The sequence below is a fragment of the Rossellomorea sp. GAMAL-10_SWC genome (genome assembly GCF_049568075.1).
In the GTDB taxonomy this organism is placed as follows: Bacteria; Bacillota; Bacilli; order Bacillales; family Bacillaceae_G; genus Gottfriedia.
In genome coordinates, this window is the sequence record NZ_CP144911.1 from 2,772,040 (window position 1) to 2,798,862 (window position 26,823).

Annotated in this window: 29 protein-coding genes and 3 pseudogenes; 9 read left to right on the plus strand and 23 right to left on the minus strand. The window is 34.5% G+C overall.

The window, feature by feature from the left end:
• Positions 1-212: 212 nt before the first annotated feature.
• From V5E38_RS13865 to V5E38_RS13875, 3 genes are all read right to left on the minus strand, one after another.
• The gene (locus V5E38_RS13865) at positions 213-368 is read right to left on the minus strand and encodes a response regulator transcription factor (RefSeq protein WP_499210427.1); all 156 of its coding nucleotides are present in this window, start codon (positions 366-368) and stop codon (positions 213-215) included.
• Positions 346-540, minus strand: coding sequence for a hypothetical protein (locus V5E38_RS13870; RefSeq protein ID WP_499210428.1), 195 nt, complete (start codon positions 538-540; stop codon positions 346-348). The genes V5E38_RS13865 and V5E38_RS13870 overlap by 23 nt, the downstream gene beginning before the upstream one ends.
• 389 nt (positions 541-929) lie before the next feature.
• On the minus strand, positions 930-1,628 hold the full coding sequence (locus V5E38_RS13875) for an aspartate/glutamate racemase family protein (RefSeq protein ID WP_499210429.1): 699 nt from the start codon (positions 1,626-1,628) through the stop codon (positions 930-932).
• A 150-nt stretch (positions 1,629-1,778) separates the two neighbouring features.
• Here V5E38_RS13875 and V5E38_RS13880 point away from each other — a divergent pair.
• A pseudogene (locus V5E38_RS13880) lies at positions 1,779-2,317 on the plus strand (helicase).
• A gap of 3 nt (positions 2,318-2,320) precedes the next feature.
• On the opposite strand, the gene V5E38_RS13885 reads toward V5E38_RS13880, so the two are convergent.
• Positions 2,321-2,689, minus strand: a complete 369-nt coding sequence (locus V5E38_RS13885) for a DUF4180 domain-containing protein (protein WP_499210430.1) — start codon at positions 2,687-2,689, stop codon at positions 2,321-2,323.
• 201 nt (positions 2,690-2,890) lie between these two features.
• Here V5E38_RS13885 and V5E38_RS13890 point away from each other — a divergent pair, with 201 nt between their 5' ends.
• From V5E38_RS13890 to V5E38_RS13910, 5 genes and pseudogenes are all read left to right on the plus strand, one after another.
• A complete protein-coding gene (locus V5E38_RS13890; RefSeq protein WP_097974163.1) occupies positions 2,891-3,211 on the plus strand; it encodes a hypothetical protein in 321 nt (106 codons plus the stop codon).
• Positions 3,212-3,512: 301 nt separating this feature from the next.
• Positions 3,513-4,004, plus strand: coding sequence for a DinB family protein (locus tag V5E38_RS13895; RefSeq protein ID WP_097974161.1), 492 nt, complete (start codon positions 3,513-3,515; stop codon positions 4,002-4,004).
• 367 nt (positions 4,005-4,371) lie between these two features.
• A complete protein-coding gene (locus tag V5E38_RS13900) occupies positions 4,372-5,007 on the plus strand; it encodes a pentapeptide repeat-containing protein (protein WP_499210431.1) in 636 nt (211 codons plus the stop codon).
• A 79-nt stretch (positions 5,008-5,086) separates the two neighbouring features.
• Positions 5,087-5,842, plus strand: a pseudogene (locus V5E38_RS13905) (RCC1 domain-containing protein).
• A gap of 118 nt (positions 5,843-5,960) precedes the next feature.
• Positions 5,961-6,479, plus strand: coding sequence for a cysteine hydrolase family protein (locus V5E38_RS13910; protein ID WP_499210432.1), 519 nt, complete (start codon positions 5,961-5,963; stop codon positions 6,477-6,479).
• Between the two features lie 122 nt (positions 6,480-6,601).
• Here V5E38_RS13910 and V5E38_RS13915 read toward each other — a convergent pair whose 3' ends face one another.
• From V5E38_RS13915 to V5E38_RS13930, 4 genes and pseudogenes are all read right to left on the minus strand, one after another.
• Positions 6,602-7,708: an RNA-guided endonuclease TnpB family protein gene (locus tag V5E38_RS13915; RefSeq protein WP_499210433.1), complete on the minus strand. Its 1,107-nt coding sequence runs from the start codon at positions 7,706-7,708 to the stop codon at positions 6,602-6,604.
• Positions 7,709-7,778: 70 nt separating this feature from the next.
• Positions 7,779-7,865: pseudogene (locus V5E38_RS13920) on the minus strand (transposase); the annotation flags it as partial.
• Positions 7,866-8,149: 284 nt separating this feature from the next.
• The gene (gene manA / locus V5E38_RS13925; protein WP_499210434.1) at positions 8,150-9,094 is read right to left on the minus strand and encodes a class I mannose-6-phosphate isomerase; all 945 of its coding nucleotides are present in this window, start codon (positions 9,092-9,094) and stop codon (positions 8,150-8,152) included.
• Between the two features lie 23 nt (positions 9,095-9,117).
• Complete coding sequence (locus V5E38_RS13930; RefSeq protein WP_499210435.1) at positions 9,118-9,990, minus strand: ROK family protein; 873 nt, start codon at positions 9,988-9,990, stop codon at positions 9,118-9,120.
• Between the two features lie 417 nt (positions 9,991-10,407).
• Between V5E38_RS13930 and V5E38_RS13935 the strand changes: the two genes are divergently transcribed.
• Positions 10,408-10,650, plus strand: coding sequence for a hypothetical protein (locus tag V5E38_RS13935; protein ID WP_499210436.1), 243 nt, complete (start codon positions 10,408-10,410; stop codon positions 10,648-10,650).
• 312 nt (positions 10,651-10,962) lie between these two features.
• On the opposite strand, the gene V5E38_RS13940 is transcribed toward V5E38_RS13935, so the two are convergent.
• The 3 genes from V5E38_RS13940 to mobB all read right to left on the minus strand — a co-directional run bounded on the left by V5E38_RS13940 (position 10,963) and on the right by mobB (position 12,986).
• Complete coding sequence (locus tag V5E38_RS13940) at positions 10,963-11,610, minus strand: MOSC domain-containing protein (protein ID WP_499210437.1); 648 nt, start codon at positions 11,608-11,610, stop codon at positions 10,963-10,965.
• 139 nt (positions 11,611-11,749) lie between these two features.
• Positions 11,750-12,406 (minus strand): molybdate ABC transporter permease subunit, encoded by a 657-nt coding sequence (gene modB, locus V5E38_RS13945; RefSeq protein ID WP_499210438.1) that lies wholly within the window; start codon positions 12,404-12,406, stop codon positions 11,750-11,752.
• Positions 12,407-12,452: 46 nt separating this feature from the next.
• Positions 12,453-12,986, minus strand: coding sequence for a molybdopterin-guanine dinucleotide biosynthesis protein B (gene mobB, locus V5E38_RS13950; protein ID WP_499210439.1), 534 nt, complete (start codon positions 12,984-12,986; stop codon positions 12,453-12,455).
• Between the two features lie 167 nt (positions 12,987-13,153).
• On the opposite strand from mobB, the gene tnpB reads away from it, so the two are divergent.
• Positions 13,154-14,305, plus strand: coding sequence for an IS200/IS605 family element RNA-guided endonuclease TnpB (gene tnpB / locus V5E38_RS13955; RefSeq protein WP_499210440.1), 1,152 nt, complete (start codon positions 13,154-13,156; stop codon positions 14,303-14,305).
• A 277-nt stretch (positions 14,306-14,582) separates the two neighbouring features.
• On the plus strand, positions 14,583-14,939 hold the full coding sequence (locus tag V5E38_RS13960) for a Na-translocating system protein MpsC family protein (protein ID WP_097974143.1): 357 nt from the start codon (positions 14,583-14,585) through the stop codon (positions 14,937-14,939).
• 40 nt (positions 14,940-14,979) lie between these two features.
• Here V5E38_RS13960 and moaC read toward each other — a convergent pair whose 3' ends face one another.
• The 12 genes from moaC to fdhF form a co-directional block, all read right to left on the minus strand.
• Positions 14,980-15,462, minus strand: a complete 483-nt coding sequence (moaC, locus tag V5E38_RS13965) for a cyclic pyranopterin monophosphate synthase MoaC (protein ID WP_499210441.1) — start codon at positions 15,460-15,462, stop codon at positions 14,980-14,982.
• A gap of 35 nt (positions 15,463-15,497) precedes the next feature.
• Positions 15,498-16,070 carry a molybdenum cofactor guanylyltransferase gene (locus V5E38_RS13970; RefSeq protein WP_499210442.1) on the minus strand — a complete coding sequence of 191 codons (573 nt, stop codon included), beginning with the start codon at positions 16,068-16,070 and terminating at the stop codon, positions 15,498-15,500.
• Positions 16,067-16,561, minus strand: coding sequence for a MogA/MoaB family molybdenum cofactor biosynthesis protein (locus tag V5E38_RS13975; protein ID WP_499210443.1), 495 nt, complete (start codon positions 16,559-16,561; stop codon positions 16,067-16,069). Before V5E38_RS13975 ends, V5E38_RS13970 begins: the two co-directional genes overlap by 4 nt.
• A 33-nt stretch (positions 16,562-16,594) precedes the next feature.
• The gene (gene moaD, locus V5E38_RS13980; RefSeq protein ID WP_499210444.1) at positions 16,595-16,831 is read right to left on the minus strand and encodes a MoaD/ThiS family protein; all 237 of its coding nucleotides are present in this window, start codon (positions 16,829-16,831) and stop codon (positions 16,595-16,597) included.
• Positions 16,828-17,298: a molybdenum cofactor biosynthesis protein MoaE gene (locus V5E38_RS13985; RefSeq protein WP_499210445.1), complete on the minus strand. Its 471-nt coding sequence runs from the start codon at positions 17,296-17,298 to the stop codon at positions 16,828-16,830. The genes moaD and V5E38_RS13985 overlap by 4 nt, the downstream gene beginning before the upstream one ends.
• Before the next feature lie 43 nt (positions 17,299-17,341).
• Entirely contained in the window at positions 17,342-18,631 is a 1,290-nt protein-coding gene (locus tag V5E38_RS13990; RefSeq protein WP_499210446.1) for a molybdopterin molybdotransferase MoeA, read from the minus strand.
• Between the two features lie 19 nt (positions 18,632-18,650).
• Positions 18,651-19,667 carry a molybdopterin-synthase adenylyltransferase MoeB gene (locus tag V5E38_RS13995; RefSeq protein ID WP_499210447.1) on the minus strand — a complete coding sequence of 339 codons (1,017 nt, stop codon included), beginning with the start codon at positions 19,665-19,667 and terminating at the stop codon, positions 18,651-18,653.
• A gap of 260 nt (positions 19,668-19,927) precedes the next feature.
• Positions 19,928-20,953, minus strand: a complete 1,026-nt coding sequence (gene moaA / locus V5E38_RS14000) for a GTP 3',8-cyclase MoaA (protein ID WP_499210448.1) — start codon at positions 20,951-20,953, stop codon at positions 19,928-19,930.
• A gap of 45 nt (positions 20,954-20,998) precedes the next feature.
• On the minus strand, positions 20,999-21,790 hold the full coding sequence (gene fdhD, locus V5E38_RS14005; protein ID WP_499210449.1) for a formate dehydrogenase accessory sulfurtransferase FdhD: 792 nt from the start codon (positions 21,788-21,790) through the stop codon (positions 20,999-21,001).
• 153 nt (positions 21,791-21,943) lie between these two features.
• Entirely contained in the window at positions 21,944-22,423 is a 480-nt protein-coding gene (locus V5E38_RS14010) for a helical membrane plugin domain-containing protein (protein ID WP_129688351.1), read from the minus strand.
• 178 nt (positions 22,424-22,601) lie between these two features.
• On the minus strand, positions 22,602-23,717 hold the full coding sequence (locus tag V5E38_RS14015) for an RNA-guided endonuclease InsQ/TnpB family protein (protein ID WP_499213581.1): 1,116 nt from the start codon (positions 23,715-23,717) through the stop codon (positions 22,602-22,604).
• A 162-nt stretch (positions 23,718-23,879) separates the two neighbouring features.
• The gene (gene fdhF, locus V5E38_RS14020; RefSeq protein ID WP_499210450.1) at positions 23,880-26,819 is read right to left on the minus strand and encodes a formate dehydrogenase subunit alpha; all 2,940 of its coding nucleotides are present in this window, start codon (positions 26,817-26,819) and stop codon (positions 23,880-23,882) included.
• Positions 26,820-26,823 lie beyond the last annotated feature (4 nt).

Here is a 26,823-nt window from a genome sequence, read left to right on the forward strand (position 1 = left end):
TTCTAGCCTTAAATTTAATCTAAAATTAGTACTTTTCAATTCGAAACTTCTTCTCCTAAACTTTCCTTTCGACTTATTCCCCGAATTGATTTTAAAAGTAATACAAGCTATTATGAAAAATTTCATTTATGTAGATTTCGGTCCAAATAAGGTAGGTGTTATTTCAGATAGAAATAACATCTACTTTTTATTTACTTTCCTAAACTTCCTTCTTACTTCACCATTCCATTCCTAAGTGCAGTTACGACTACTTGTTTTCGGTCCTCACAGCCAAATTTTTGTAATATACGATGAACATGTGACTTAACAGTACCTTCCGTTATAAATAATTTCTTACCGATTTGGTCATTTCGAAGTCCATAGGCCATTTCCTGAAGGGATTTCTTGTTCACGATCCGTTAGTTTTTCGATTAGTATTGATTCACCTTTTTTACTTGGAACAGCAAATCCAGAAACAATCGCTCTAGAAAGTGCATTGGCTGCAAGGGTTGTTTTAAAAATAGCTTCTCCTCGATAGGCTGAGCGAATCGCATCAAGCATTTCTTCAACTTCAGCATCCTTTAATAAAAATCCTACAGCTCCTGAGCGAAAATGTAGTTAAAATAATTATTTTCGTAGTAGGTAATTGGTTCATTATTTCTTTTGTAGCATCTATTCCTGAAAGAGTTGGCATTTGTATATCGTTTTAACCTATATTTTGATTTCAAAATGATGTTTTAACTAATAGATTACAAAGTATGGATTCTGGATGGTCTGCTGGGCTAATGCTAATCATGTTTGCCTATTATATTGTCTTCAACTTATATATGATTCGAAAAGAGAAAACACTTGCTCAAGCAAACAACGATTTCCTATTGAAGGTTAATTGTTCTAAATCGTAAAATACGAAAACCCACAAGGAAATTTTTATACCTTGTGGGTTTCTTTTATTATTGAATACCTAAAGCAAAATCCACAGCACTTTCTGCATGAATTCTTGTTGTATCAAAGACAGGGATCCTGCAATTTTCCTGAGAAATTAACATCGTTATTTCAGTACATCCCAAAATAACCGCTTCCGCTGCGTGTTCAATTAAATGATCGATTATGTTTAAATAAACTTGCTTAGATTCCTCTTTTACAATTCCAAGACAAAGTTCTTCATAAATAATAGTATGTATTCGTTTTCTTTCAGCTTCATTTGGGACGATCACATCTAAACCAAACTGCTCAATTAATCTTCCTTTATAAAAATCATGCTCCATTGTATATGCTGTTCCTAACAAAGCAACTTTTTTAATTCCATTATTTACAATTTCTTTTGCAGTTGCATCAGCAATATGTAATAAAGGTATTTTGACCGTTTCTTCAACTTCCTTTGCCATCTTATGCATAGTATTCGTACAAATAACAAGACAATCTGCCCCACTTGTCTCCAGCTTTTTAGCAATATCAATCATAATTTTCGTTAACTCATCCCATCGATCCTCAAACTGAAGTGTTTTAATTTCTTGAAAATCGACTGAATACAGTAAGCTTTTTGCGGAGTGATGACCACCAAGCTTTTCTTTCACACGTTCGTTCATAATTTGATAATACAGTAACGATGACTCCCAACTCATACCACCAATCAGCCCGATTGTTTTCATCAACATTCAACTCCAATTTCTCTTTAAATTTATACTCATCTGTACATTAAAAAAATTCAAGACCTATTATGATCTCTTAGTTTAACAAGGAAATTTATTTAGAACTATAGAATAGTTTAAGCACAATATTATGACGTAGGAGAGAACAAAATGCAGATTGAAAAAGAAAAAATATACCCTAATTGTCCATCTATTACTAGAATAGTAGAAATTGGTGGCCATACGAAATCACAGTTAATCGAGAAACTACAACAAGCTTCTATCTCAATGAACGAATATGGTGAGATGCTATTAAAAGATGATCACTTTACAATATCAAATACAAAGTACAGCCTTCAAACAGTTGAACTAACGGTTGGCGATCTTGGATTTTTAGAAGGAGCTACAACACTTCAAATTTATCAAAAAGCAAAGGAACTAAATTTGGAATTGTGCCTATTAAGCTAGGACCTTATCTAAGACTGTCGTATTTAGATCAACCAGAAGGTTTTTCAGGGAATTTTGTAAAGAAACATCAAGCTCCATCCGGTTCAATCACAATTGCATCTGAGGCACTATCTGAAGATGAAGATTTTCCGAAAGGTTTTTACATTAGACGAATTAATGGTGTACTATGGCTTCGCGGATATCGTGCCGATCATCTACATGTTTGGAACAACGATGATCATTTTATCTTTTGTCAAAGATAGTGATTAGTTTGCTTTAGATAATCGATCAATTGCTTCTTGTTCTGTTGAAACAAAAAATACATTTTTCCCTTTATTACACTCATAAACGAAATCTTTTAGTGCCTTACTTGTATAACTAGAAAAGTCGCCTATAATTGCAAACTTAATACTGTAGTTAACGAACTTCTGAAGCACCGCACCTGCAAGTTTTGTACTAAGATTAAAAAAATCTTCTGAAATTGCTTCTTTGTTAAGTGCTATACGATTACTTTGATGATCATAACTTATTGTCATAATAAGATCTAAAGCACTTTGTTCATCCATAAGAATTACTGAATCTACATTGGCAATTGCAATTATATGTCCGTTAGCTTTTGTTGTTCTTATATTCATCTACAAATCTCCTTTTTAAAATTCAGATTATTTCTACTAGTTTAAAACAAAGATTGTGTAGCGTGAAGCGATACTTTGTTTTTTATTTTTCTGGATGTTCATTAGATTACTGATTTTCTTATGTAAGTAAATGGCAGATTAGGAACAAACAAGTATTCCATGGAGTACGATGTAGTATTCGATGTTAGGGAGGAATATACATTGAGTAATACGAATGTACATGGATTACTTAGATGGAAGAAAGAATTAAACGCAGAAATCAAAAGACTAGATAAAGAGTTAGTCGATCTAACTAAAGAAATAGATAATGTTAGGACAAGATATTCAGCAGCTGAGAAAGCATTTATACAATATCGTAACGAAACAATCTCACAAGAATTTGTTACACCATTAAGTGTACAACTTAATGAATTAAATAATAAGTACGATGCTTTATTGATAGTGAATGAACAAAAAAAAACAGCTATTACTTCAATTTTAGAAACTGTGGATTCAATTATTAACGGATATTTCACAAATTAATGGGGTTTCCAATTTTGAGGAGCTCCCTAGCCGATCGGCAAGAAAAACAAAGGTTTCGACAATAAGAAGAGAAAGAGGATTTGTGCTCTTATCAACTAATGCATGCCTTAGTTGAACAACATGAGCCGCAAATATACAGTTTTTTATTCCAGTAAATGGCATAGTAGTTAAATAAAGAACTGTTGTTAAATTTTACGCACCCCTCCCTATCGTAGATTAAGGATTGGGCTCCTTAGAGATAAAGGCTAAGTATATCTACACTGTTCTTTTTCTGGAAATTTCAAAAAAGGAGGCTATACAATTGAGTAAAAAAGAAATCTTGCAAAATGGAGTCAAGCAAGTTTTTTACGAAGAAGAATGGTACCCACCGATTTCAGAAGCGTTAAAGAATCTAACCGCTGCACAAGCATGCTGGCAACCAGAAGGAAAGGCCAGTAATACGATTTGGGAAAATGTAAACCATTTACTCATCTTTAAAGAGCGCTTACTTTCCCGCATACATCAAGATAATACATTTGTGGCTCCACAAAATAACGATGACACATTTATCCAAGGCGGACCTAATGATGATGATGCTTGGCGACAAACAGTGAAGCGAACACTTCAAGTACATGATGCCTTGCAATCTACATTAGCCTCCCTTCAAGAAGCAGAACTAGATCAACCATGCCCTTCTCTACCAATTTGGCAACAATATCAGAATATCCTTTTGCACGATGCTTATCATACTGGACAAATTGTACAACTCCGCAAACTCCAAGGTTCATGGCCAACTCAGCGCTCATATTTATAAAGGATTAAAATTGCCTGAATGTCTCACACAACAAAACAATTCAAAGTAGCAAATAATATAAAATCCCAATTTCTCATGTTAAATTGAGAAATTGGGATTTTTGTTACTCCACTTATGCACCCATTTTGCAATAAGCTTTTTACTAACTAAATATATTACGATTCGCTCCTCATACTGAATTTAAGATAACAGCAATTAAAAATACCTTAGTAAAAAGCAGTATATAAATAGAGAAAAAATAAGCTGTTTGTACACAGACCAAATAAAATTAAAAGTCTTTTTTTAGAACTCAAAGTTCTTTATAGTAATGAGTATCAAATCTAATGGATTTTAGTTTCATCCAACTTATTTAAAGAGAGGAATCACTATGAAAATCGATACACCTACTATCCCCAAAGAATTAATAGCTAGAAATTTTTATGATATTTTTTATGAAGAGGACCCAGAATTAGGAATGTGTGAGATTTCTGGATCTGTTTTTGAAAATGAAGTTATCGATCGAGTATATTTATATAAAGCGGTCATCAAAAATTGTAAATTTACGAATACAGATTTTAAAAATATCAGTATGACTGATGTATATTTTGAAGACTGTGATTTATCAAATTGCAATATGAGAAATTCTTCTATCCATAAAGTTATCTTTAAAAATTGTAAATTATTAGGCGCCAATTTTACGGAATCTAGCATCGGAAATGTACAGTTTGAAAATTCTGTTTTAAATTTGTCACTATTCGGAGATTCAAAACTAGAAAAAGTAATTTTTCATGACTCTGTTCTAAAAAGTACTGATTTTTATGATTGTAAATTCAAAAAAATTGATTTTAATAGATGTGATATTGATGGAGCAAATTTTGAACAAACATCTCTCAAAGGTATAGATATTAGTAGTTCTACTTTTAATGAATTAACTGTTTCAATTAGTAATTTAAACGGCTGTAAGGTTTCATCAAATCAAGCCGTTCAATTTGCAGCATTGATGGGTTTAAAGATTGTAGATTAAAAGTAGAGTATTTGATTAAATCTTAAGATTTTTAATTAGAAGTACGATTTAAATCCTGTTAGTAATTGGAGGTAAAAACATGGATTATCCTTCACCGAACGAAGCGGAGTTAAAAGTGAAAATGAGGCCTAAAGATACTATAGCAGCAGGTTATCGTCATTCTGTCGGGCTTAAATCCGACGGAACGGTTGTGGCTGTAGGATAGAATAAGCATGAACAATGCAATGTAAGCGACTGGTGCGATATTGTGGCAATTGCGGCTGGTTGGCGTCGTTCCGTTGGACTTAAATCAGATGGTACTGTCATAGCTGTAGGTCGAAACAACGATGGTCAGTGCAATGTAAGTGAGTGGCACAACATTGTGGGGATTGCGGCAGGTGACTGGCATACAGTCGGACTTAAATCGGATGGCACAGTTACAACTGTAGGTAATAATCGGTATGGCCAATGTAAAGTGAGTGGATGGCATGATATTGTTGCGGTTTCTGCGGGTTATCTTCATACGGTCGGGCTTAAATCAAACGGCACGGTTGTTGCTATCGGATTGAATAAGGATGGTCAATGCGATGTAAGCGAATGGCACGACATTGTTGCGATCTCGGCTGGTAGTAATCATACGATTGGACTTAAAGCGGACGGCTCAGTTATGGCTACCGGATTGAAGAGACATGGCGAATGTAATGTAAGTGACTGGTGCGATATTGTAGCGATTTCGGCGGGTTGCACACATACCCTAGGACTTAAATCAGATGGAACAGTTGTAGCTGTAGGTAGTAATGAATTTGGCCAATGTGATGTAAGTAGCTGGCACGGTATCCAACTATCCGAAAAATAGTTTTAAATAACAACAAGCAAAAATTTTCTGAAAATAACCCTTCTCCTCTACTGTTACTAATGATATATTTTCTTCTATAAGGTGTAAAAAATATCCAATTCTAAGGGGAGATTAATTAATGAAAAAAACAGCTCTTTTAGTAATTGATGTACAGGCTTTTATGTTCTCCGAATCTAATCCGGTATATAACGGAGAAACATTATTAAATAATCTAAACAAATTGATCGATAAAGCAAGAGCTACGAATACGCCAATATTTTATATACAACATTCTGAAGAGGGCTCTCCACTTGAATACGGTACACCTGGTTGGGAAATTCAGTCAGATATTGCTCCAATTGATGGAGATATCATTATTCATAAAAAAACACCAGACTCATTTTTTAAGACGAATTTAAAAGAAGAGCTGGCAAAACAAGAAATTAATCACTTAGTCATGGCGGGAATTCAAACAGAAATCTGTGTTGATACAACGACTAGAAACGCCTTTGGAAATGGCTATGAAGTTACACTTGTTACGGATGCTCATAGTACATGGGATTCAGATGAGCTTACAGCAGAGCAAATTATAAAACACCATAATCAGACTCTGCGCTGGCTAGCTGATCCTAAAACTACTAGTGAAGTTGAATTGTGAACTACCCACCACTTAGTTAACCTTCCGGTCTACTTGAAGTGGGGGCTTCTCGACTTATTGTTGCTCTTATTAGCCAACGAAAACTGACCGAGCTAACCCTCTTGTTCCAAGAGTTTTTGATTCTATGCTAATAGGCGAATGCCTTCATTTTTGATATTGACTGCTGAATTGTAGTCACGATCTGTCTCATAACCGCATGAACAATGGTATGTGCGTTCAGATAGTTTCATCAGTTTTTCTGAACCACAACAAGAACACTTCTTAGTGGAAGGAAACCACTTATCAATTTTCACAAGCTGTTTTCCTTGTTCTTTCAGTTTATATGCTAAGAAAGTAGTGAACATACCCCAACCATTATCGTGAACGCTTTTACCAAAGTGAAGGGATTGAGACATTCCTTTCATGTTCAAGTCCTCAATCACGACAGCATCAAAATTAGAAGCTAATTCTTTTGACTTATGGTGAAGGAAATTTCTGCGTTGGTTCACTACTTTCTCATGAAATTTAGCCACTACTAGACGTTGCTTATTCCAACGTGCAGAACCTTTTTTACGCTTAGAAAGAATGCGTTGTGCTTTTGCTAATTTTTCTGACACAACACGATAGTAGCGAGGATAATTGGCTTTCTCATTCTCGCTACTCACATATAATTCAGCCATCGCAAAGTCTAATCCAATAACGTTTTTCACTTCTTTTTGTACAATTTCTTTTTCGTATTCTGTCAAAATAGAAACATAGTATTTACCAGTAGATGTCATGGAGATTGTGCATGACTTGATTATGTGGTCTTGTGGAATTGTTCGATGTTGTCTGATCCGTACCAATTTTAGCTTTGGTAGTTTAATATGGCGTTCAAATAGCATAATGTTTCCGTTTACGAGATTGGTTGTATATGAATTTCTACTCTTTTTATTCTTGAATGTGGGAAAGTCATTGTGACCACTAAAGAAATTCTTATAAGAAGTTTGCAAATTTAGTTGAGCGTTTGCCAAGGCTAAAGAATCAACTTCTTTTAACCACTCAAATTCTGTCTTGTATTTTGCAGGAGTTGGAAACTTTTGTTTCTTTAGTTGTTCCTGATTATCTTTGTATTTCTCGTATATTTCTTTTCGTTCTGCCAACATTTTGTTGTATACGAATCTCACACAACCGAAAGTTTTTCGCATAAGAAATGCTTGTTCTTCTGTTGGGTATAAACGAAACTTATATGCTTTATTGTGCTTTGCCATATCATTCCACCTCACTTTTGACCTTGATTTTCAATGTATTTCTTAATGGTATCTATTGGAGCACAGCACTATCAAAAACTTGTCTACGATATTTCACAACCAGTACAAGATGATAATACATCGAGAACACTGAATGGTTATTTCTGTCTAATTTCATTGTAATATCAGCATTTATTTTATCTAAGACTGATTAGACTAAAGCCAACCGAAATTCAACTCCACCCACTCATTGTGCTATCGCCCTTCATATTCCTTGAGGATGAGAGACTTCTTTCGGAAATCCTTTAAAAAGGCAGCGGATTAGCTGCCTCAGATTGTTGCCAAACGCTCGCTTTCTTCGTTGCTTCGCCTATCTATAGTGCTCATTTACGTCTTAGGTAAATTTCCACCTCGTAAAGCAAGCGCTTGCATTCAGTCTGGAAATCTTCTGAAGAGATGTCTTTAAGTATGCGAAACAATTATTTCACAATCTCCATCTAAAACAAATTCCCCAAATCCAACAGGAATAATGAAGTTCAAGCCTTTTGATAAACTATATTCTTCTCCGCTATGGATCAGTTTTCCATTACCGTTTATTACACTTAAAAGTAAATATTGATCATTATAAGTTAAATAAGCTTTACCAGTAATATCCCATTTATATACGGTGAAAAATTCCGAATCTACAAATGTATTAATCTTTAAATTTTCTTTTTCCTCTGTCTTAAATTCCACTTCTGTTTCTTGATGAGGAACTGTTGTTACATCGATTGCTTTATTTAAATGAAGCTCTCTTAAATTTCCTTCATGGTCTTTTCGATCATAATCGTAAACCCGATAAGTTGTGTCAGAGCTTTGTTGTGTTTCTAATACGAGAGTTCCTTCACATAATGCATGAATGGTACCACTTGGGACATAGAAAAAATCACCTGGCTTAATTTTTACTCGGCGAAGTAAATTTGACCACTCGCCTTCTTTAATTTGGTTAATTAGTTCTTCTTTTGTTTTGGCATTATGGCCAAATATCATATGTGCATCTTCTTTACAGTCAAGAATATACCAGCATTCTGTTTTACCGAGATCACCATTTTCATTAACCTTAGCATAAGAATCTTCAGGATGTACTTGAACAGATAAATCCATATTTGCATCTAATATTTTCGTTAAAAGTGGAAAAACTTCTTCCTTTGGGTGACCAAATAACTCCGGTTGCTTTTTCCATAATTCATTTAATGCAATACCTGCAAATGGTCCATTTTCAATAATGGATGCACCGTTAGGATGAGCTGAAATTGCCCAGCATTCACCTGTATTTTCATTTGGTATATTATAGTTAAAATCTGATTTTAAAGCTGTTCCACCCCAAATTCGTTCTTTAAATACTGGTTTTAAAAATAATGGTTGCATACTAATTTCCTCCTATAGGCTAATTAAACTAGTGCATTTTTATTTAAAGCATTATGTGCAAGCATAAGAGCTCCGATAATTCCAGCGTTATTTCCTAAACTAGGTGGTACAATATACTCATTCAATTCTGGTAAACTAACATAATCGCAAACTAGCTCTTTCAAATATTTGTAAACACTTTCAAAAACTTGCATTTGATTCATTACGCCCCCACCAAGAATGATTTTCTTAGGCGAAAGAATTAATATGTATTGCATAAGTGCTTGGGCAATATAATATCCTTCTAAATCCCAAACCTCTTTTCGATTGATCAGATTTGAACCTGTTTGTCCCCAACGTGCTTCAATTGCAGGTCCAGAAGCTAAGCCTTCTAAGCAATCACGATGGTATGGACAGTTCCCTACAAACTCATCATTTGGATGACGTCTCACTAATATATGTCCCATTTCAGGGTGTGTGATTCCTTGAAGTAAATTACTATTTACGACAGCTCCAGCTCCTATACCCGTACCAATTGTTATATATAAACAGCTATCTAACCCTTTTGCTGCACCAAAAGTAGCTTCACCTAGTGCAGCTGCATTCACATCCGTATTAAATCCAATTGGAACAGAAAGATGCTGACTAATTGCTTGTACGAAAGGAAAGCCCTGCCATGCCATTTTAGGAGTTGATGTAATGGATCCGTAAGTAGAGCTCTTCTCGTTTACATCAATCGGACCGAATGATCCAATACCAATTGCTTTTATAGGATAGTTCTTAAAAAATTCAACTACTTGTGAAATCGTTTCTTCTGGCACAGTTGTTGGAAATTGAATACGCTCAATTAAATTGCCATTTTCATCTCCGATTGCACAAACAAACTTTGTTCCACCTGCTTCGATTGCACCTAACATTCGCCATTACCTCCAATTAAGATCAACTAGTTAAACCTTACATTATTTAAAGTAATTAGAAGCTCTCCTTACTTTTTTTGTATATAGAAACAATTTTTAAAGAAAATCATGCGATTAATTGCACATAATTTATTTGACGAAATATTTTTTTAATCCATATATATTTATGAAAGCTATATAAAAAGAAGACTCTTTTCATGTACCAAAAAAAGAAGCCCCTCTCCCTCGAGCGACTTCCTTTTTCCTAAATTTAAAACTAAACTATAAACGCCTATCTAACCGATTTTTGCAATCGTAAGCTAAATAAATCCATGAAATTGCATAACATATTTAATAAAATCAAACACTTGTCCATTTCATTTTGCTTGTCCAAACATAGGATATCTAGATGAAATTAAAAGAAAAGGTAGTGTTATGATGAGTTGCAATTGTAACAATGGAAGAAATAATGAGAGAAATAACGAGAGATTTTTTAATGATAGAAATAACGAAAGATTTAATGATAGAAATAATAATAGAAATAATAGAAGAAATAACGAGGTTACGTTTAATGCGAGAATCACAGTTAATCAAGAAGACTTCTGTCGTGCAGTAGATCGTTGCGACGATGAAAGACGAGATAATTCCGGACGTCGTAGTGACAGATGGTGGAACTTTTAAGTTCAAAAAACAAAAAATAGGCAAATCAATTTTTTCCTCTACTAGGAATTGATTGAATGATAGGATCATCTTCAATTTCTTTTACGAGAACATCTGTCCCTGCCTTTATATGGGATAGATGTTCTTTTGCATTTCAAAAATAAATTTGAAATGATTTATTCCCGAAAAAATGGAATGATGCCAATTTTCCATTTAATAGAAAATGAGATTGTATTAGAAGTAATTTTTAGGAGGAGTCTTAATATAAAAAAGCATTTTAATAGAAAAAGAAGCCGCTCTATCTGAAAGCGACTTCCCGTATACTAATAATATTTAAACTAAACTCTCCAAACGCTTATTTAACCGAATTCTCCAATCCTCGGCTAACTCAGGAACTTCCAATATCGCTTTTATTCCTTCAACATTTTTTGGATCATGGAAATAAATCTCGTTACAATAAAGAACGGAAACTTTATTTTTTTGAGTTTCGATTAATTCAATATTCGAATCTTTTCTGATTGTTCCCTCTTTTAATACACGGCATAAGTAGCCTGTAAAACCTGTTTCTACGATTCTCTTAAGTGCTACATTCGTTCTTCTTGTAATTGTGTCACAAGGTATTCTGCTTTGAGTAATTTGTATAATCGCATCGCCAATTTGGTAGATATCGCCAATGCATACTTCTTTTTCTAACATATTTGTGACAGTAATATTTTCTCCGAATGCTGAAAGTGGTAAATTTAGATTAAACTCTTTTTCCCAAAGTTCGTAATGTTCATATGGATACACACATACAGCTCGGTCTGGCCCACCGTGATGTTTTAAGTCAGCTACCCCATCACCTTTAAAGCCTTCTTTTGATAAGTAAACTTCCTCTATTCCTTCTTTACAAATACCCGTTATCATTTCTTTGTTTTCGCCGTATTCCATTTTACTCGGTAATCCTACTGCAAGATTAATTAACTCAACTTTATTTGCCATACGTTCCACCCTCTCATTTTTAAGTTTCTAATTGTAAAACTGGGTTTTATTTTATGTAAATAAAAATTTTGGAATAAAAAGGAAAAACATCCTACATACAGCATTATATACTAATTTGAGACAATACCAATCTCCAAAATCATTTTTGTTTCAACTGTACGACTAACAGCATAATAAAAGAAATTACAACCATTGAAAGCACCCATAGCCATGCCATTTTCATATTTCCAGCATCAATTGCTAAATATATTGCTGTCGGGACAGTTTGTGTTTTTCCTGGTATGTTTCCAGCAAACATAAGTGTAGCTCCGAATTCCCCTAGTACTCTTGCAACGCTTAATATACTTCCCGAGATAATGGCTTTTAATGAAAGTGGAATTGAAATCAAGAAAAAAACATTCCATTCATTTGCACCACAAACTCTAGCTGCCTCTTCAATCTCATTGTCTACACTTTGAAATCCAGTTTTTGCAGATTGATACATAAGTGGAAACGCTACAATAATGGATGCAATTACAGCTGCCCACCATGTAAAAACAATGGGGTGGTTAAATACCCATTCAATCATTTTTCCAACGAAGCTTTGTCTTCCGAAAATGACTAATAGTAAAAACCCTACAACTGTAGGAGGAAGAACTAAAGGTAACATTAAAATTGTTTCTAGAAGTGTTTTACCTTTAAATGATTTCATCGAGAGAATTCTTCCAGCTATAGTCCCTAAAATAATAACGAAAAATCCTGCCACGATTGTAACCTTAATGGAAATCTTAAGGGGAATTAAAAACTCTTCAAACAATTAAATTCCTCATTTCAAAATAAACCATTTATTTTCATCTATTTTTTTAATCCTCTATGAAATTACCTTTTGACATTTCATTCATCAAAAAATCTAAATAATTTTCTTCATCATAAAGATGGAAATATTGATAATCTTTCAATCTACCTTCTTCAATCTCAAAATGGCTGATCACACAAATAATATTCGTTAATGAATCGAGTAAATTCAGATCATCCTCACTTCTTATAAATACTACTTTTGGGTAACTTTCCCTTTTATAACCTTCAATAAAAATAAAATCTGTTGAAAAAAAGCGATATAATTCAATTGTTTTCTTTAAATCCCAATTGATAAAATTTGTTCTTAATTGCAAGACACCATCACCTTCAACACTAGAAACGATTGCTCCTGCATCCAAGTGACGACTACTGTCTTTACGTTCTATTTCTAAATCAGGCACACCGCCATGTCCATGATGTTTTATTGTAGCAGCTGATAATCCTTGGTGATTGGCCTTTTTAATGAGTTTTTCAGTAAGTGTTGTTTTCCCACTATTTTGATAGCCTACAATTTGCAAAATGGAATAGTTCTTTTTCATCGCTTTCAATTCCTTTTTATTATTTTCCGACAGAAGACTCCTCTTCAATCGTGTGAAGGGCAAAGCCTAACGATAAGGAGGAGATGAATGTCGGTTGGCGATAGCCAAAACTTTCCTCTCCATGATACAACAGGAACGAATGTTCTTGTAATATGAGGTGAAAAACAGTGTTAGTCAACAAGGCTTACAAATTCCGTATTTATCCGAATAAGGAACAAGTGGTTCTTATCAATAAAACAATCGGATGTAGTCGTTTTGTATTCAATCGCTTTTTAGCGCAATGGAATGACACATACGAAGAAACAGGCAAAGGATTAACCTACAATACGTGTTCTGCTGAATTACCCCAACTTAAAAAAGAATTAGTATGGCTAAAAGAAGTGGATAGCATTGCCCTTCAATCTTCATTAAAAAACTTTGCTGATTCGTATGCACGATTCTTCAAGAAGCAAAACAAAGTACCACGCTTTAAGTCTAAAAAAAATAGAGTACAATCCTACACGACAAAAGAAACAAACGGAAATATTGCCATTATATGCAATAAAATCAAGTTACCAAAACTTGGTCTTGTTCGTTTCGCCAAAAGTCGTGAAATAGAAGGACGTATTTTGAATGCAACCGTTAGACGTAATCCTAGTGGTAAATATTATGTATCCGTTCTTGCAGAAGTAGAAGTACAACCCTTAGAAAAAACAGGCTCTTCTGTTGGTCTTGATCTTGGAACAAAAAACTTTGCTATTCTTTCAGACGGAACAAAATATAAAAATCCAAAATGGCTTCAAACATTAGAAAAAAAGTTACTTGATGCACAGCGCGTTCTGTCCAGGCGACAGCAGTTAGCCTTGAAACGAAAATGTAAATTGGATGAAGCGAAAAACTTTCAAAAACAAAAACGTAAAGTAGCTCGCATCCACGAAAAAATCACCAACGCACGAACAGACTACTTGCAACAAATCTCTACTGAAATTGTCAAAAAACACGATATCATTGGTATTGAAGATTTGCAAGTGTCGAATATGCTAAAGAATAAAACACTAGCTAAGGACATTAGTGAAGTATCTTGGGCAAAATTTCGAACCATGCTAGAGTACAAAGCGAAATGGTATGACAAGCAAGTAATTGCTGTATCGAAAACCTTCGCTAGTTCTCAACTTTGTTCGTGTTGCGGATACAAAAACAAAGACGTTAAGACTAAAAACCTTCGTGAGTGGGATTGCCCTTCCTGTGGCACACAACACGACAGGGATATTAGCGCAGGACAAAATCTTAAAGATGAAGCGATAAGACTTCTAACCATAAGGACTATGAGGATAGCCTAATCAATTAGAAGCCAATAGGCTACTGTACTTAAGAATCTCCCACTTCAAACAACCCGTAAGGGTGTTAAGTGGTGAGTAGTTCAATAAATACTTTTATTATAAGAAGCCTACAGAAAACACCATTAATACAAAAATCAATTTAATCGATTCTTGTATTGATGGTGAAGCAGTTTAGTAAAGTCTTAAAGAAGATGTTCACTAAAAGTTTTTTTCTTTAATATTTCTAATCATTGTTTTATGATAAGATAAACGAGAATTAAGTTAAGGGGTATATGTAATGTCTAAAGTCATCCATGAATTTAATGACTATATACGAAAACTGCGTAAAGAATTATTTGGTAAAGGCCCTGAAAGAATCCATACTGTTTTTGTTGAAAATATGGCTGTTTCAACTTTGTATGGAAATCTAACACCTACTGAGCTATTTATCGCTCAAACTTCTGAAGGGCGTGATATCGTACATAATGCTAGAACAAAGATGATTCAAGATGTATATGCGAAAAATCATCCAGTTAAGCTAGAAGAAATCGTTGATGCAAAATTTATCAATCTTTTCTCGGATATGAAAGTTGAAGAAGATATTGCGATTTCAGTTTTTGTATTTGATAAAAAATTAGAAAACTTAATTGATTAGATCGTCGATGCTACTAATCAATTAAGCTTTTGTTCCAATCTTATTTATGGAAAAAGTCGCCGCTTTTACCACCTTTTTTTTGAACTAAAAACGTTTCTTTTATGACCATACTTTTATCAACGGCTTTACACATATCGTAAAATGTAAGGCCAGCTACACTTACAGCTGTAAGTGCCTCCATTTCAACTCCAGTTTTCCCACTACATTTCACTGTCGCACGAATGATTAAATCATATCCATTAGGTGCCTCTACATATTCGAATGTAAAGTCAGTTCCTGAAAGTGCGATTGGGTGACACATTGGAATAATGTCAGAAGTTTTTTTAGCTCCCATAATTCCAGCAATTTGTGCAACATTTAGTGGATCACCTTTTTTAATTGATCCATTTTGAATTGCTTCATATAATTCCTTTGAAATCGAAATTGTACTTTGTGCAATCGCAATTCTAGTAGTGATGTCTTTTTCTGATATATCGACCATTTTAGGTCTTCCTTCTTCATTCCAATGTGAAAATTCACTCATGCAAGTACCTCCAGGTAAGTCTTAAATTTGACAAATTAAATCCAGTCACTCGGACTATTTATATTCTTAAAGATGAGATCGTCATTTGAAAATTGTACAGTCATTACACTTACTTCACTGAATAATAACTGAACTTTTCGATTGTTTTTATCTAAAATCTCTTTCATTTTTTCGATGCAATTTCGATGATAGAGCGCAAATAGTGGTTGAAGTTTATCGGACTGGATTGGAACGATTGCAGCAACATTCGTATTTTCTGCCCGTTCGATCATGTTTTTTACAAAGTCAGCTGTAATAAAAGGTGTGTCGCATGCTAGGACAAAATACCAGTCTTTGTTTGGTATGTTGGAAAATGCATTGTACATCGCATACAAAGGTCCTTGGTATTCTTTAGCTTCTCCCTCTATGACAAACTCTAGATGATCATTTTTACTAAAATAAGGAACTAGTTTTTCGTTCGTTGAAATGATAATCGGTGAAATTGAATTTTTCTTTAATGCTTCTACACTATATTCATACAATAATTTGTCCTTATACGTTTCAAACATTTTCGGTTTACCGTAACGGGATGACTTTCCACCTGCTAAAACGACGCCAGCTATATTCATTGCCTATTTAATTCTCCCACAAAATGTTGGCATGTCGGTAAAATTAATTTTGTCATTGCTAAATTTACTGCGTTTTTTGAACCTGGAATTACGTAGATTGCTTTATCGTGAAAGCTCCCTGCGATCGCTCTACTAAACATAGCCTTTGGTCCGATTTCTGTATAACTTAATGAACGGAACAATTCTCCAAATCCTTGCATTTCTTTATCAAGTATTTTTGAAATTGCTTCATATGTAACATCTCTTTTCGTAAAACCCGTACCACCTGTTATAATCATAACTTGAATCGTTTCATCTTCACTCCATGATCTAACAATTGAATCGATCAATGCTATTTCATCTTTTGTGATTTTATAATCATGGACGATATGTTTTTGCTCTTCTAATAAAGCTTTAATTAGTTTACCGCTCTCATCATTTTCAACAGTTCTAGTATCACTAACTGTTAAAACGGCAGCGTTAACAACCGCTTTTTCATTATGATTATGCATCATTCTACCTACTTTCAAGCTTGATAAAATCCATTAGCCCCCACTTACTGGTGGAATAAAAGCGACAGTATCTCCATCATTTACAATTTCGTCATCCGTTACAAACTCTTCATTTACTGCAGTCATAATCTGATTCAATTGTGGTAAATCATAGTTAGCCTTAAGCCAGTTTTTTAACTCTTTAACGTTGATTCCATTTTTATCGGTCACTGTTAATTCATCAGTTCCAGCTTTCTCTCGTAAATGAGCAAATAATAATACTTTAATCATTTTGATTCCTCCACACTTGGTTTTCCTTCTTGGTATGGTGTATTTTCTAATTGATCACCGATCCACATCGTACCATCTTCCCAAAACTCTTTTTTCCAGATTGGAACGATTTGTTTAATTCGTTCGATTGCGTATTCATTTGCTTCGTATGCAACTTTACGGTGCGGAGAGGAAACTGCAATCACAACGGCAATATCACTAATCTCTAATCTTCCAACTCTATGCGTAATCGCAACAATTGCTTCTGGCCATTTCCCGTTGATTTCATCACCAATTTGGGCAAGTTTTTTTACGGCCATTGATTCATATGCTTGATACTCTAGCGACAAAGTCTTTTTTCCTTTTGTTAACTCTCTAACTGTACCAATAAAAACAGTAATGGCTCCTGCATTTCTACTTTTTACTTTATCTGAAACTTCTTCAACAACAATCGGTGTATCGACAATATTAAATAATGTTTGTTCCAAGTAAATCACTTCACTTTTCTTAAATTAATAGTGTTCTTTTTATTTACTTATAAGCAGGTATGAAGTCATACCAAGGCCATTTACTTCCTTCATGGTCTTCTAATAATAATAAGTCGACCGACATTCCTTTTTCATATTTTCTAGTTCCTCCAGGTAAAACAATAAAAGCATCCGTATATGCTAATGAAGATACGGCGCTAGACTTATCAAAACCTGCTGGAATTGCTGTTAATTGACCTTCATGATAAACAATTTTACCTCTTACAAATCTTGTAAAAGGATTTGGTTTTGGAAAGTTTTCTCCTAAAATTGCACAGACTCTTTTTAAATGTGGTGTTTCGTTAAATAAATAAGTTTGGACGATTGGTCTAACAAATAGCTCAAATCCAACAAAACAAGCAGAAGGATTTCCAGATAAACCGAATAATAATTTATTTTCAAAATGCGCTACTGTTGTTACACTTCCTGGACGCATGGCAATTTTATTAAATAAAACTGTAGCACCTAATCTTGCATAAATATCTGGTAAATAGTCATAATCACCGACAGATACTCCACCAGTTGTAATTAGAATATCAACTTGCTCTAGGGCATTTTGAACTTCTGAAAAACAAGTATCCAAATCATCGCTAAACTTTCCTAAATATTTAGGGATTGCACCTGCTTTTTGAATTTGAGCGAGAACCATATAAGAATTACTATTGCGAATTTTACCAGGTTCAAGCGGTTCACCCACATCTAGAAGCTCACTTCCTGTTGCAATGACTCCGATGACTGGCTTTTTCGCTACAGGAACTTGACTATATCCAAATGTAGCAAGTAAAGCGATCACTCCCGGGTTGATTTCAGTTCCCTTTTTAACAAGAATATCACCTTTAAGCGTTTCTTCCCCTTGGAATGAAATATTATCGCCTTTTTGATAAGAACGTTTAATTTCAATAAACGTTTTACCTTCAGTTTTTATCTCTTTCGCTAATTCAAGCATGACAACGGCGGAACAACCTTGTGGTATTTGAGCTCCTGTCATAATACGAACGGCCTGTAATGGTCCTACTTCATTTTGAAAAACTGAACCAGCCCCAATTTCGCCAACTACTTCAAAGATTGTTGGATTTTCATTGCTTGTAAGAATAGTATCTTCCGCTCGAATCGCAAAGCCATCATATGGAGAACGGTCAAAAGCAGGTATATCCTGATCAGCTTTTAGATCATCAGCTAATACTCGGCCATATGCTAAATCGATTGATACCATTTCTTGTGATCCGTGTTTGGCAAAATCCATCACTTTACGAACTGCTTCCTCGATCGGTAGTGGTACGCGTTTTTCAACCATTCTTTTCATCCTCTCTCTATTAACCTAATAAACGATAATATAGTTTTTTAGCTTCTTGTATATCATTTGTTCCGTGAACAAAAACCCTTCCATCCTGAAAAATAACAAATCGATAATCTTCTATCTGACAAGAGATTAAATAAGGATTTCGTTGAACTTTTCCGTGTTGTTTTAGTTGAATTTCTAGTTCATTAAAATCGTAATTTTTAGTCGTTGAAGGCCTAATTTGAACCGTGTTTCGCCCACAAAGTGTACTTGTTTTCGTTTGATTTTCAAAGGCTAAATAAGGATACGTCCTATTTGTTCCACATGAAGGGCAATCATCTGATTTGAGTTTCGTTAACTTAAATGAAAAATGTTGATTATTCCATAAATCAAATGTAAGGAATTTTGAATTAATCGCTGAATAATCCTCTACTAATAGTTTTAATACTTCAGCAACTTGGTATGCTGCTACTAATTGTACCGCAGGACTAATGACTCCAGCTGTGTCACAAGTCACACCAGGTACTGGTAAACTTTTTAATATACAGTTTAAACAAGGAGTTTTACTAGGTAGAATCGTGCAACACATACCAAAGCTCCCAACACAAGAGCCATACACCCACGGAATGTCATATTTCTGTGATAAATCATTTATGATAAAGCGAATATCAAAATTATCTGTTGCATCAATCATAACATCAGTGTCCTTCAAATGGACTTCCATATTATCTGCACTTGCATCCATTACTAGTGCATTGATGAACACATCTGAATTTATTTTTTGAAGACGCCCTTTAGCGGCAATTACTTTCGGCAATTTCTCAAATGCATCTTCTTCGGTATAAAGCTGTTGCCTTTGTAAGTTACTCATTTCAACATAATCTCGGTCAATTAAAGTTAACTTTCCAATTCCAGCTCTAACAAGTGCCTCCGCACTAGCACTTCCTAACGCACCTGCCCCAACAATTAAAACATGCTTCTTTCTAATTAATTCTTGTCCATTTTCACCAATCGGGGTAAAAAGCTGCTGACGTGAATAACGTTCTGACATAAGATATCCTCCATTAAAGAACAGGACCTAGCGAAAGAGATAAAAAGTTTTCTCCGGGTATCCTCACCAATTTTTTTGCTTTTCTTGTTTTCTCTCTAATAAATAAAGCAGCATTAAGAAATCCTCATCATATAAGGAGTTCTGAATGCTGCTTAATTTCTCTGCTAAACGAACAGAGATACCAATCATCACTTTCTAATTTTAGTTAGAGCATTATACAGATATTGTATAAACTCCAAACCTTCTATTATTGGTAATGATTAACCACCTATATGGGACATTTCAATTTTATGTGATGATTTATCATTCATTTTTTTCGTATTACTTAATCGTTCATCTGAATAACGATCAGTTCGATTGCTCCATATCGAAAGAATGGTTTCTTTTATTTGTTCATCATCTTGGTTAGATCTTACCAATTCTTTTAGATCATAACCTTTTGTTGCAAATAAACAAGTATATAATTTGCCTTCTGCAGATATACGTGCTCTTGTGCAAGTTGAACAAAATGAATCGGTCACTGATGAAATAATGCCAATTTCCTCATCACTATCTTTGTAACGATATCGATTCGCAACTTCTCCTACATAATTAGCTTCTGTAAGTTCTAAAGGCATGACTTCATTGATCGTATCGATGATTGTTTTTTTTCCTACTACTTCATCGAGCTTCCAGCCATTATAATTACCAACATCCATATATTCAATAAAACGAAGAATATGTTTTTTCTCTTTAAAATATTGTGCCATCGGGATAATATCTTGTTCATTTTTACCTTTTTGAACAACCATATTGATTTTAACCTTCATTCCGATATCAGAAGCAGCTTGTATCCCTTCAAGCACAGACTTTACATTTCCTCGATTACCAGTCATATATGAAAATCGTTCTTCATCTAAAGAATCTATACTGACAGTCACTCTTCTTAAACCAGCTTCATATAAATCCTTTGCAAACTTTTTAAGTAAAGTACCGTTTGTTGTTAAAGCAATATCTTCAACACCATCTATTATATTTAATCGTTCAATCAGTTTAGGTAAATTTTTACGTAATAAAGGTTCTCCACCAGTAATTCTAATTTTTCTTACCCCTAAAGATACAAAAATACGCGTCAATCTTTCAATTTCATCAAAGGATAGTATTTTATCTTGTGATAAAAAAGAATAGTCCTGACCAAAAATTTCTTCCGGCATACAATAACGGCAACGAAAATTGCAGCGATCGGTAACAGATATACGTAAATCCTGTAAAGGTCGATGATGTTTATCCAATGCAACATTTTTCATAACCATTGCCTCACTTCTTTTTATTTCATAAATTGTTTTTAGTTTCTATTTCAAAATCCGCTTTGAATGAGTATATACATTAAGTGCCTGATTTCGAATAAATCCCACTGTCGTAATACCTAATTCTTCAGCTAATTGAAGAGCTAATTCTGTTGGAGCTGATTTAGTTAGAATGACCTCACAACCAATTTTAGCTACTTTTAGTAAAATTTCAGAAGATAATCGCCCACTAAAAACAATTATTTTATCTGAAATACGAATATTATTTTTTAGACAATATCCATAAATTTTATCTAATGCATTATGCCTACCAATATCCATTCTATTCAAAACAATCCCATTTAAATCACATAAAGCAGCATTATGCACTCCACCTGTTTCATGAAACAAATTTGCGGACTGTTGCATTTCATTCATTAATCGAAAACAATCCTGAAATGATAGTTGAACATTCACTTCTTTCATTTTTTTTGCAGTTAATGCATCATTTACAAAAACAAACCCTTGTCTACTCATTCCACAGCATGATGTAATATATCTTTTACTTTGAATATCTTTATAATATGGATTAATATTCTTTGTTTTTACATGGACGAAGCCTTCTTTTTCTTGAAACCATATGTCTTCAATATCCTCAAATTTTCGGATAACCCCTTCGGATGCTAGAAATCCTACGACCATATCCTCGATATATTCTGGGGTACTGACCATCGTAACAAATTCTTGTCCATTGATTTTTACCGTGACGGGAAATTCCGTGACAACGCTGTCTTCAATATCGTTTGTTTCACCATTTTCAAAGCGGAGAATTCTTCTTCTCACTTCAGTTGGTAGCATCGTTAAAGATTCCCTTCTTCTTGAACTATTTTCATATCGTGTTTTTCAAAAAAAATCTTCATTAAGAGATGAACCTTTCAATTCATCTTTTGATTAAAAGGTTCATCTCTTATTATTAAACTCTTTTCTATGAAATACAAATTGTTTTTTCTATTATTCTTTTAGGCCTTTTCCCATACCTTTTAGAAAATTAATACCAAAACCAACTGCACGATTTACATCAGGATCTTTTAAAACTTTTACTAAATCAAGAATCCCTACTTTATCATCCTTTTCAAGATGTTTATTTCCTTCATCGATTCCTTTTGTTACGGAATTAATCAGCTTTGTTGTTAACTCTGGGTCCACACTTGAAAGTGCACCAGCAGCTCCCATAATATTATTGATAATATTCGTGACTGGCTCGCGGTTCATTTGTCCTAAAGCAATTTTTGTAATCTTCTCTTTCGATTGTAGCATTGAATTTGCAGCTTCAAGGACACCCGTATCATTTAATTCTGAAACGATATTTAAAATTTTATTTAATGAGTCTTCATTTTCTGCTAATAAAAGCTTCAAATCCTCTAGTTTCTGCTGATTTTGCTCTTCTTTAGTTGGTACGTATTTTTGAATCGTCGTGATTGGTTGTGCCATCTTTTTTCCGTTGCCAAAACTTATAAAAACCACTAAAAACCTATTATTTTTATAGATCTTGTTTATTTCCCTGTTCTATGTGTTCGATTTTGCCGAAGCTACTTTCGTTTGATATAACACTCCAAGGGCGTAAATTCGGATACAACAAATCCTACATATCAGTAATGACTTCTAAATGTCAGATTACTAATTTATATCGTGACAAGTTGATCGCAGCGTTAAAATCTCGATCTATTTCATGACCGCATTCACATTTAAATATTCGGTCTGATAGTTTTAAATTTTTTTTCAAATTCCCACAACTTGAACACGTTTTAGAAGATGGGTACCATTTATCAGCTTCAACAAATTCAATGCCATATTTTTCACATTTATATTGAATTTGGCGTTTGAATTTACATAAACACTGCTTCGCGATTGCTTTTGACAAGTGCTTATTCTTCATCATTCCCTTGATGTTTAAAGTTTCCATAACGATGCGATTAGGTTTGGATTTCACGATTTCGCTCGTGGATTGATGAAGATGATTTAGTCTAATATTTGTCATCCTTCTATGGAGGTGTTGTATCTTCTTTTCGATTTTTAGTATGTTGCTTGTTTTGACGAAACGGTTTCCCTCCTTATTCATTTCATATTTACGAGAAACTTGACGTTGCAACCTACATAGGCGTTTCTCCGCGCTTCTAACAGTGTTGGTTTTGTTAATATTTTTCTTCTTAGTGCCATCTGAACAAACGGCTAATTCTTTAATTCCTACATCAATTCCAAGTGAGACATTTGTAAGTTCAACAATTGGTTTTGATTCTTCAATTCCTACAGAAAGATACCAGTATTTTCCGTCGTGACTTATTCTAGGATTATAGAATTTTTCAGTTGGTATACATTCAGAAACCACAACCCAACCGACCTTCTCAATCAATACTTTATTTCCTTTTACTTTTAACTTCCCATTATCGTTATAAAAAGATGGTTTTGATTTTCTTCTACTTTTGAATCGTGGTTTGCCAGTTAATCCTTTAAAAAATTTTTTATATGCTTCACAAAGATCTTTTATAGCTTGTTTTGTAATATTATTCGATACTTCATACAACCAAGAAAATTCATCCGTTTGTTTTAATACAGTTAATTCCTTTCTTAATATGCCATCAGAAATAAACTTCCCACCTGTTTTATAATTTTCTTCCTGCTTAGCTAATGCCCAATTATATGCCCACCGAGCTGTACCAACTGATTTCCATAATTGTATTTCTTGTTCTTTAGTTGGCCTTAATCTGATTCTCTTCGCAAGAATCATTGATTTGTGCCAATTTGAAATAGTTTGTTTAGTTTCACCGATCAAATCAAATGTCAAAATCCTCACCTCATGTACATTTAAACACAATGGGTGAAATTCAATTAGAACGAATTGTGATATTTTTATAAATTTTAATAGATTAAAATTAACTTTAGTAAACCTTTATTTTGTCGTTAAGTGGACGTATCCTTCTCGTTCCCATTTACGCTGAACCTCAACTCCATTTTGAGGGTTGCGCTTTTTATTACGTGGGTTCGACTTTGGCAACGGACTTTCACCTTCTACACGTAATACTTCCATCCGTACTTTCGTTTGTTTATAAGCTGGGGTATTTGTACGGTGATCTTTAGCTGGACCTGTTAAGAAATTGATTGCAGATTCTTTACTTGTTGAATTCATCGGTAAGAACAACTCATTTTTTTGAACTCGGTCCGTAACTAGTGCTGGTAATTTCAGCGCTCCATATGGTGATACTAATCGAACTAATGAGCCATCTTTAATACCACGTTCCCTCGCAAGCTCTGGTGAAACCTCTACAAAAATCTCAGGTACTTTTAATTGAATACCGTATGATTTATTCGTCATATTCCCTTCATGGAAATGCTCAAGCATACGACCATTATTTATTAATAGGTCAAAATCTTCTGCAAACTCAACAGGTTCCATCCAATCAGCTAAAGCAAATCTTGCCTTTTTATCAGGGAAATTAAAACCATTCTCATAAAGCAGTGGCGTACTTGCTCCGTCTAAGCTACCCCAAAGGAAACTATCCCAGCCTTCCATTACATCGTAGCTTGCTTGTGAGAATAGTGGTGCTAAACTTGCCATTTCAGCGAAAATATCACCTGGATGCTGATAATTCCAATTTGCACCTAATCGGTTTGCAATTTCTTGGACAATCCACCAGTCAGCCTTTGATTCACCAAGAGTCGGTAATGCTTGATATAATCTTTGTACTCGACGCTCAGTATTTGTAAATGTTCCTTCTTTTTCAAGTGATGGCGCAGCAGGTAAAATAACATCCGCGTATTGCGCTGTTTTTGAGAAGAAGAGATCTTGTACGACAAAGAAGTCCAAATCTGATAAAACTTCATGTACGTGGTTGGCATTACAATCGACAAGCGCCATATCTTCACCAACTAAGTACATAGCTTTCATTTCGCCTTTTTCGATCGATTGAAGCATTTGGATATTATCTAAACCAGGTTTTCCTCCGATTTCAACGTCCCACGCTTTTTCAAACTTCATGCGTGCCGTATCATCCGTTACATGTTGGTAACCAGGAAGCCAACCAGGAAGAGTACCCATATCACAAGCACCTTGTACATTATTATGACCACGAAGCGGATAAGCTCCAGCACCAGGGCGTCTGTAGTTTCCTGTTGCAAGCAATAAGTTCGAGATCGCAGCAGATGTATCAGAACCACCAGTGTTTTGTGTCACGCCCATGCCCCATAAAATACAAGTACCATCCGCTTCATGAATCATTTCAGCTATTTGAATTAATGTTTCCTTTGAAATGCCAGTTACACTTTCGGCATATTCAAGCGTATATTTCTCAAGTACAACTTTAAAATCTTCAAAGAAATGAACATTCTCATAAATAAATTTCAAGTCATGCCAGCCTTGGTCAATGATATATTTCGTTACAGCCATTAACCATACTTGGTCTGTCCCTTGTTTTGGTCTAATAAAGATGTCAGAGCGTTCTGCCATTTCATTTTTACGAAGATCGGCAACAATCAGTTTTTGACCATGTAATTTATGTGCTCGCTTAACTCTTGTCGCAAGTACAGGATGACCTTCTGCTGGATTCGCACCGACGATTATAACTAGGCCAGCTTTTGCGATATCCTTTATTGTTCCTGCATCTCCACCCATACCAACTGTACGGAATAATCCATCTGTTGCTGGTGATTGACAATAACGTGAGCAATTATCTACATTATTTGTTTCGAATACTTGTCGTGCTAACTTCTGAATTAAATAGTTTTCTTCATTCGTAATTTTCGAAGATGAAATAAATCCTACAGAGCCTTTTCCATATTCTTGTTTAATGGAACCAAGTTTACTTGCGACTAAATCCAGGGCTTCATTCCAGCTCGCTTCAACAAATACGCCATTTTTTCGAATTAATGGCTTTGTTATTCGCTCTTCTGAATTGACAAAATCCCAACCAAATTTACCTTTTACACAAGTCGAAATTGCATTAACCGGTGCATCAGAGCTTGGTTGAACTTTTAAGATTTTTCGATCCTTCGTCCAAACCTCGAATGTACAGCCAACACCGCAGAATGTACAAACTGTTTTTGTCTTTTTCGTACGTGTTTCACGCATTGCTGCTTCAACCTCTGAAACTGCAAAAATACCACTATATCCAGGCTCTACTTTTTTGACTAAATCGATCATCGGATCAAGTAACTCATCGTTTAAACCAGTCATAAAACCGGCTTCACCAAGCATTGATTTTTCCATTAATGCATTACAAGGACAAATCGTTACACATTGACCACAACTTACACATGAAGAATCATTAATCGAAACACCCTTGTCCCAAATAACACGTGGACGCTCGGCTTCCCAATCGATTGATAATGTCTCATTTACTTGAAGATTTTGACATACTTCCACACACTGTCCACAAGCAATACATTGATTTGGATCATATCGATAAAAAGGATGTGTCAAGTCTACTTCACAAGAAGCAACCTTTGGCTGATAAGGATACTTTTGGTGTTCGATGCCCATTTCTTCTACCGTATTATGTAGCTTACAATTTCCATTGTTATTATCACAAACTGTGCAATATAATAAATGATTTTCTAATAAACGATCCATTGCTTCAGTTTGAGCTTCCTTCGCTCTAGGTGAAGTCAACTGAATATTCATTTCGCTCATTACTTCAGTTGAACATGAACGTTTTAGTTCACCATTAATTTCGACAATACAAGTATCACAAGTTTGAATTGGATCGACTTCAGGAACATAACAAATTTGTGGATGACTAATTTCATTTTGATTGATGATTTGTAAGATTGTAGAACCTTGCTTTGCGATTACTTCTTTTCCGTCAATCGTGATTGTAACCATGTTATTTTTCACGGTC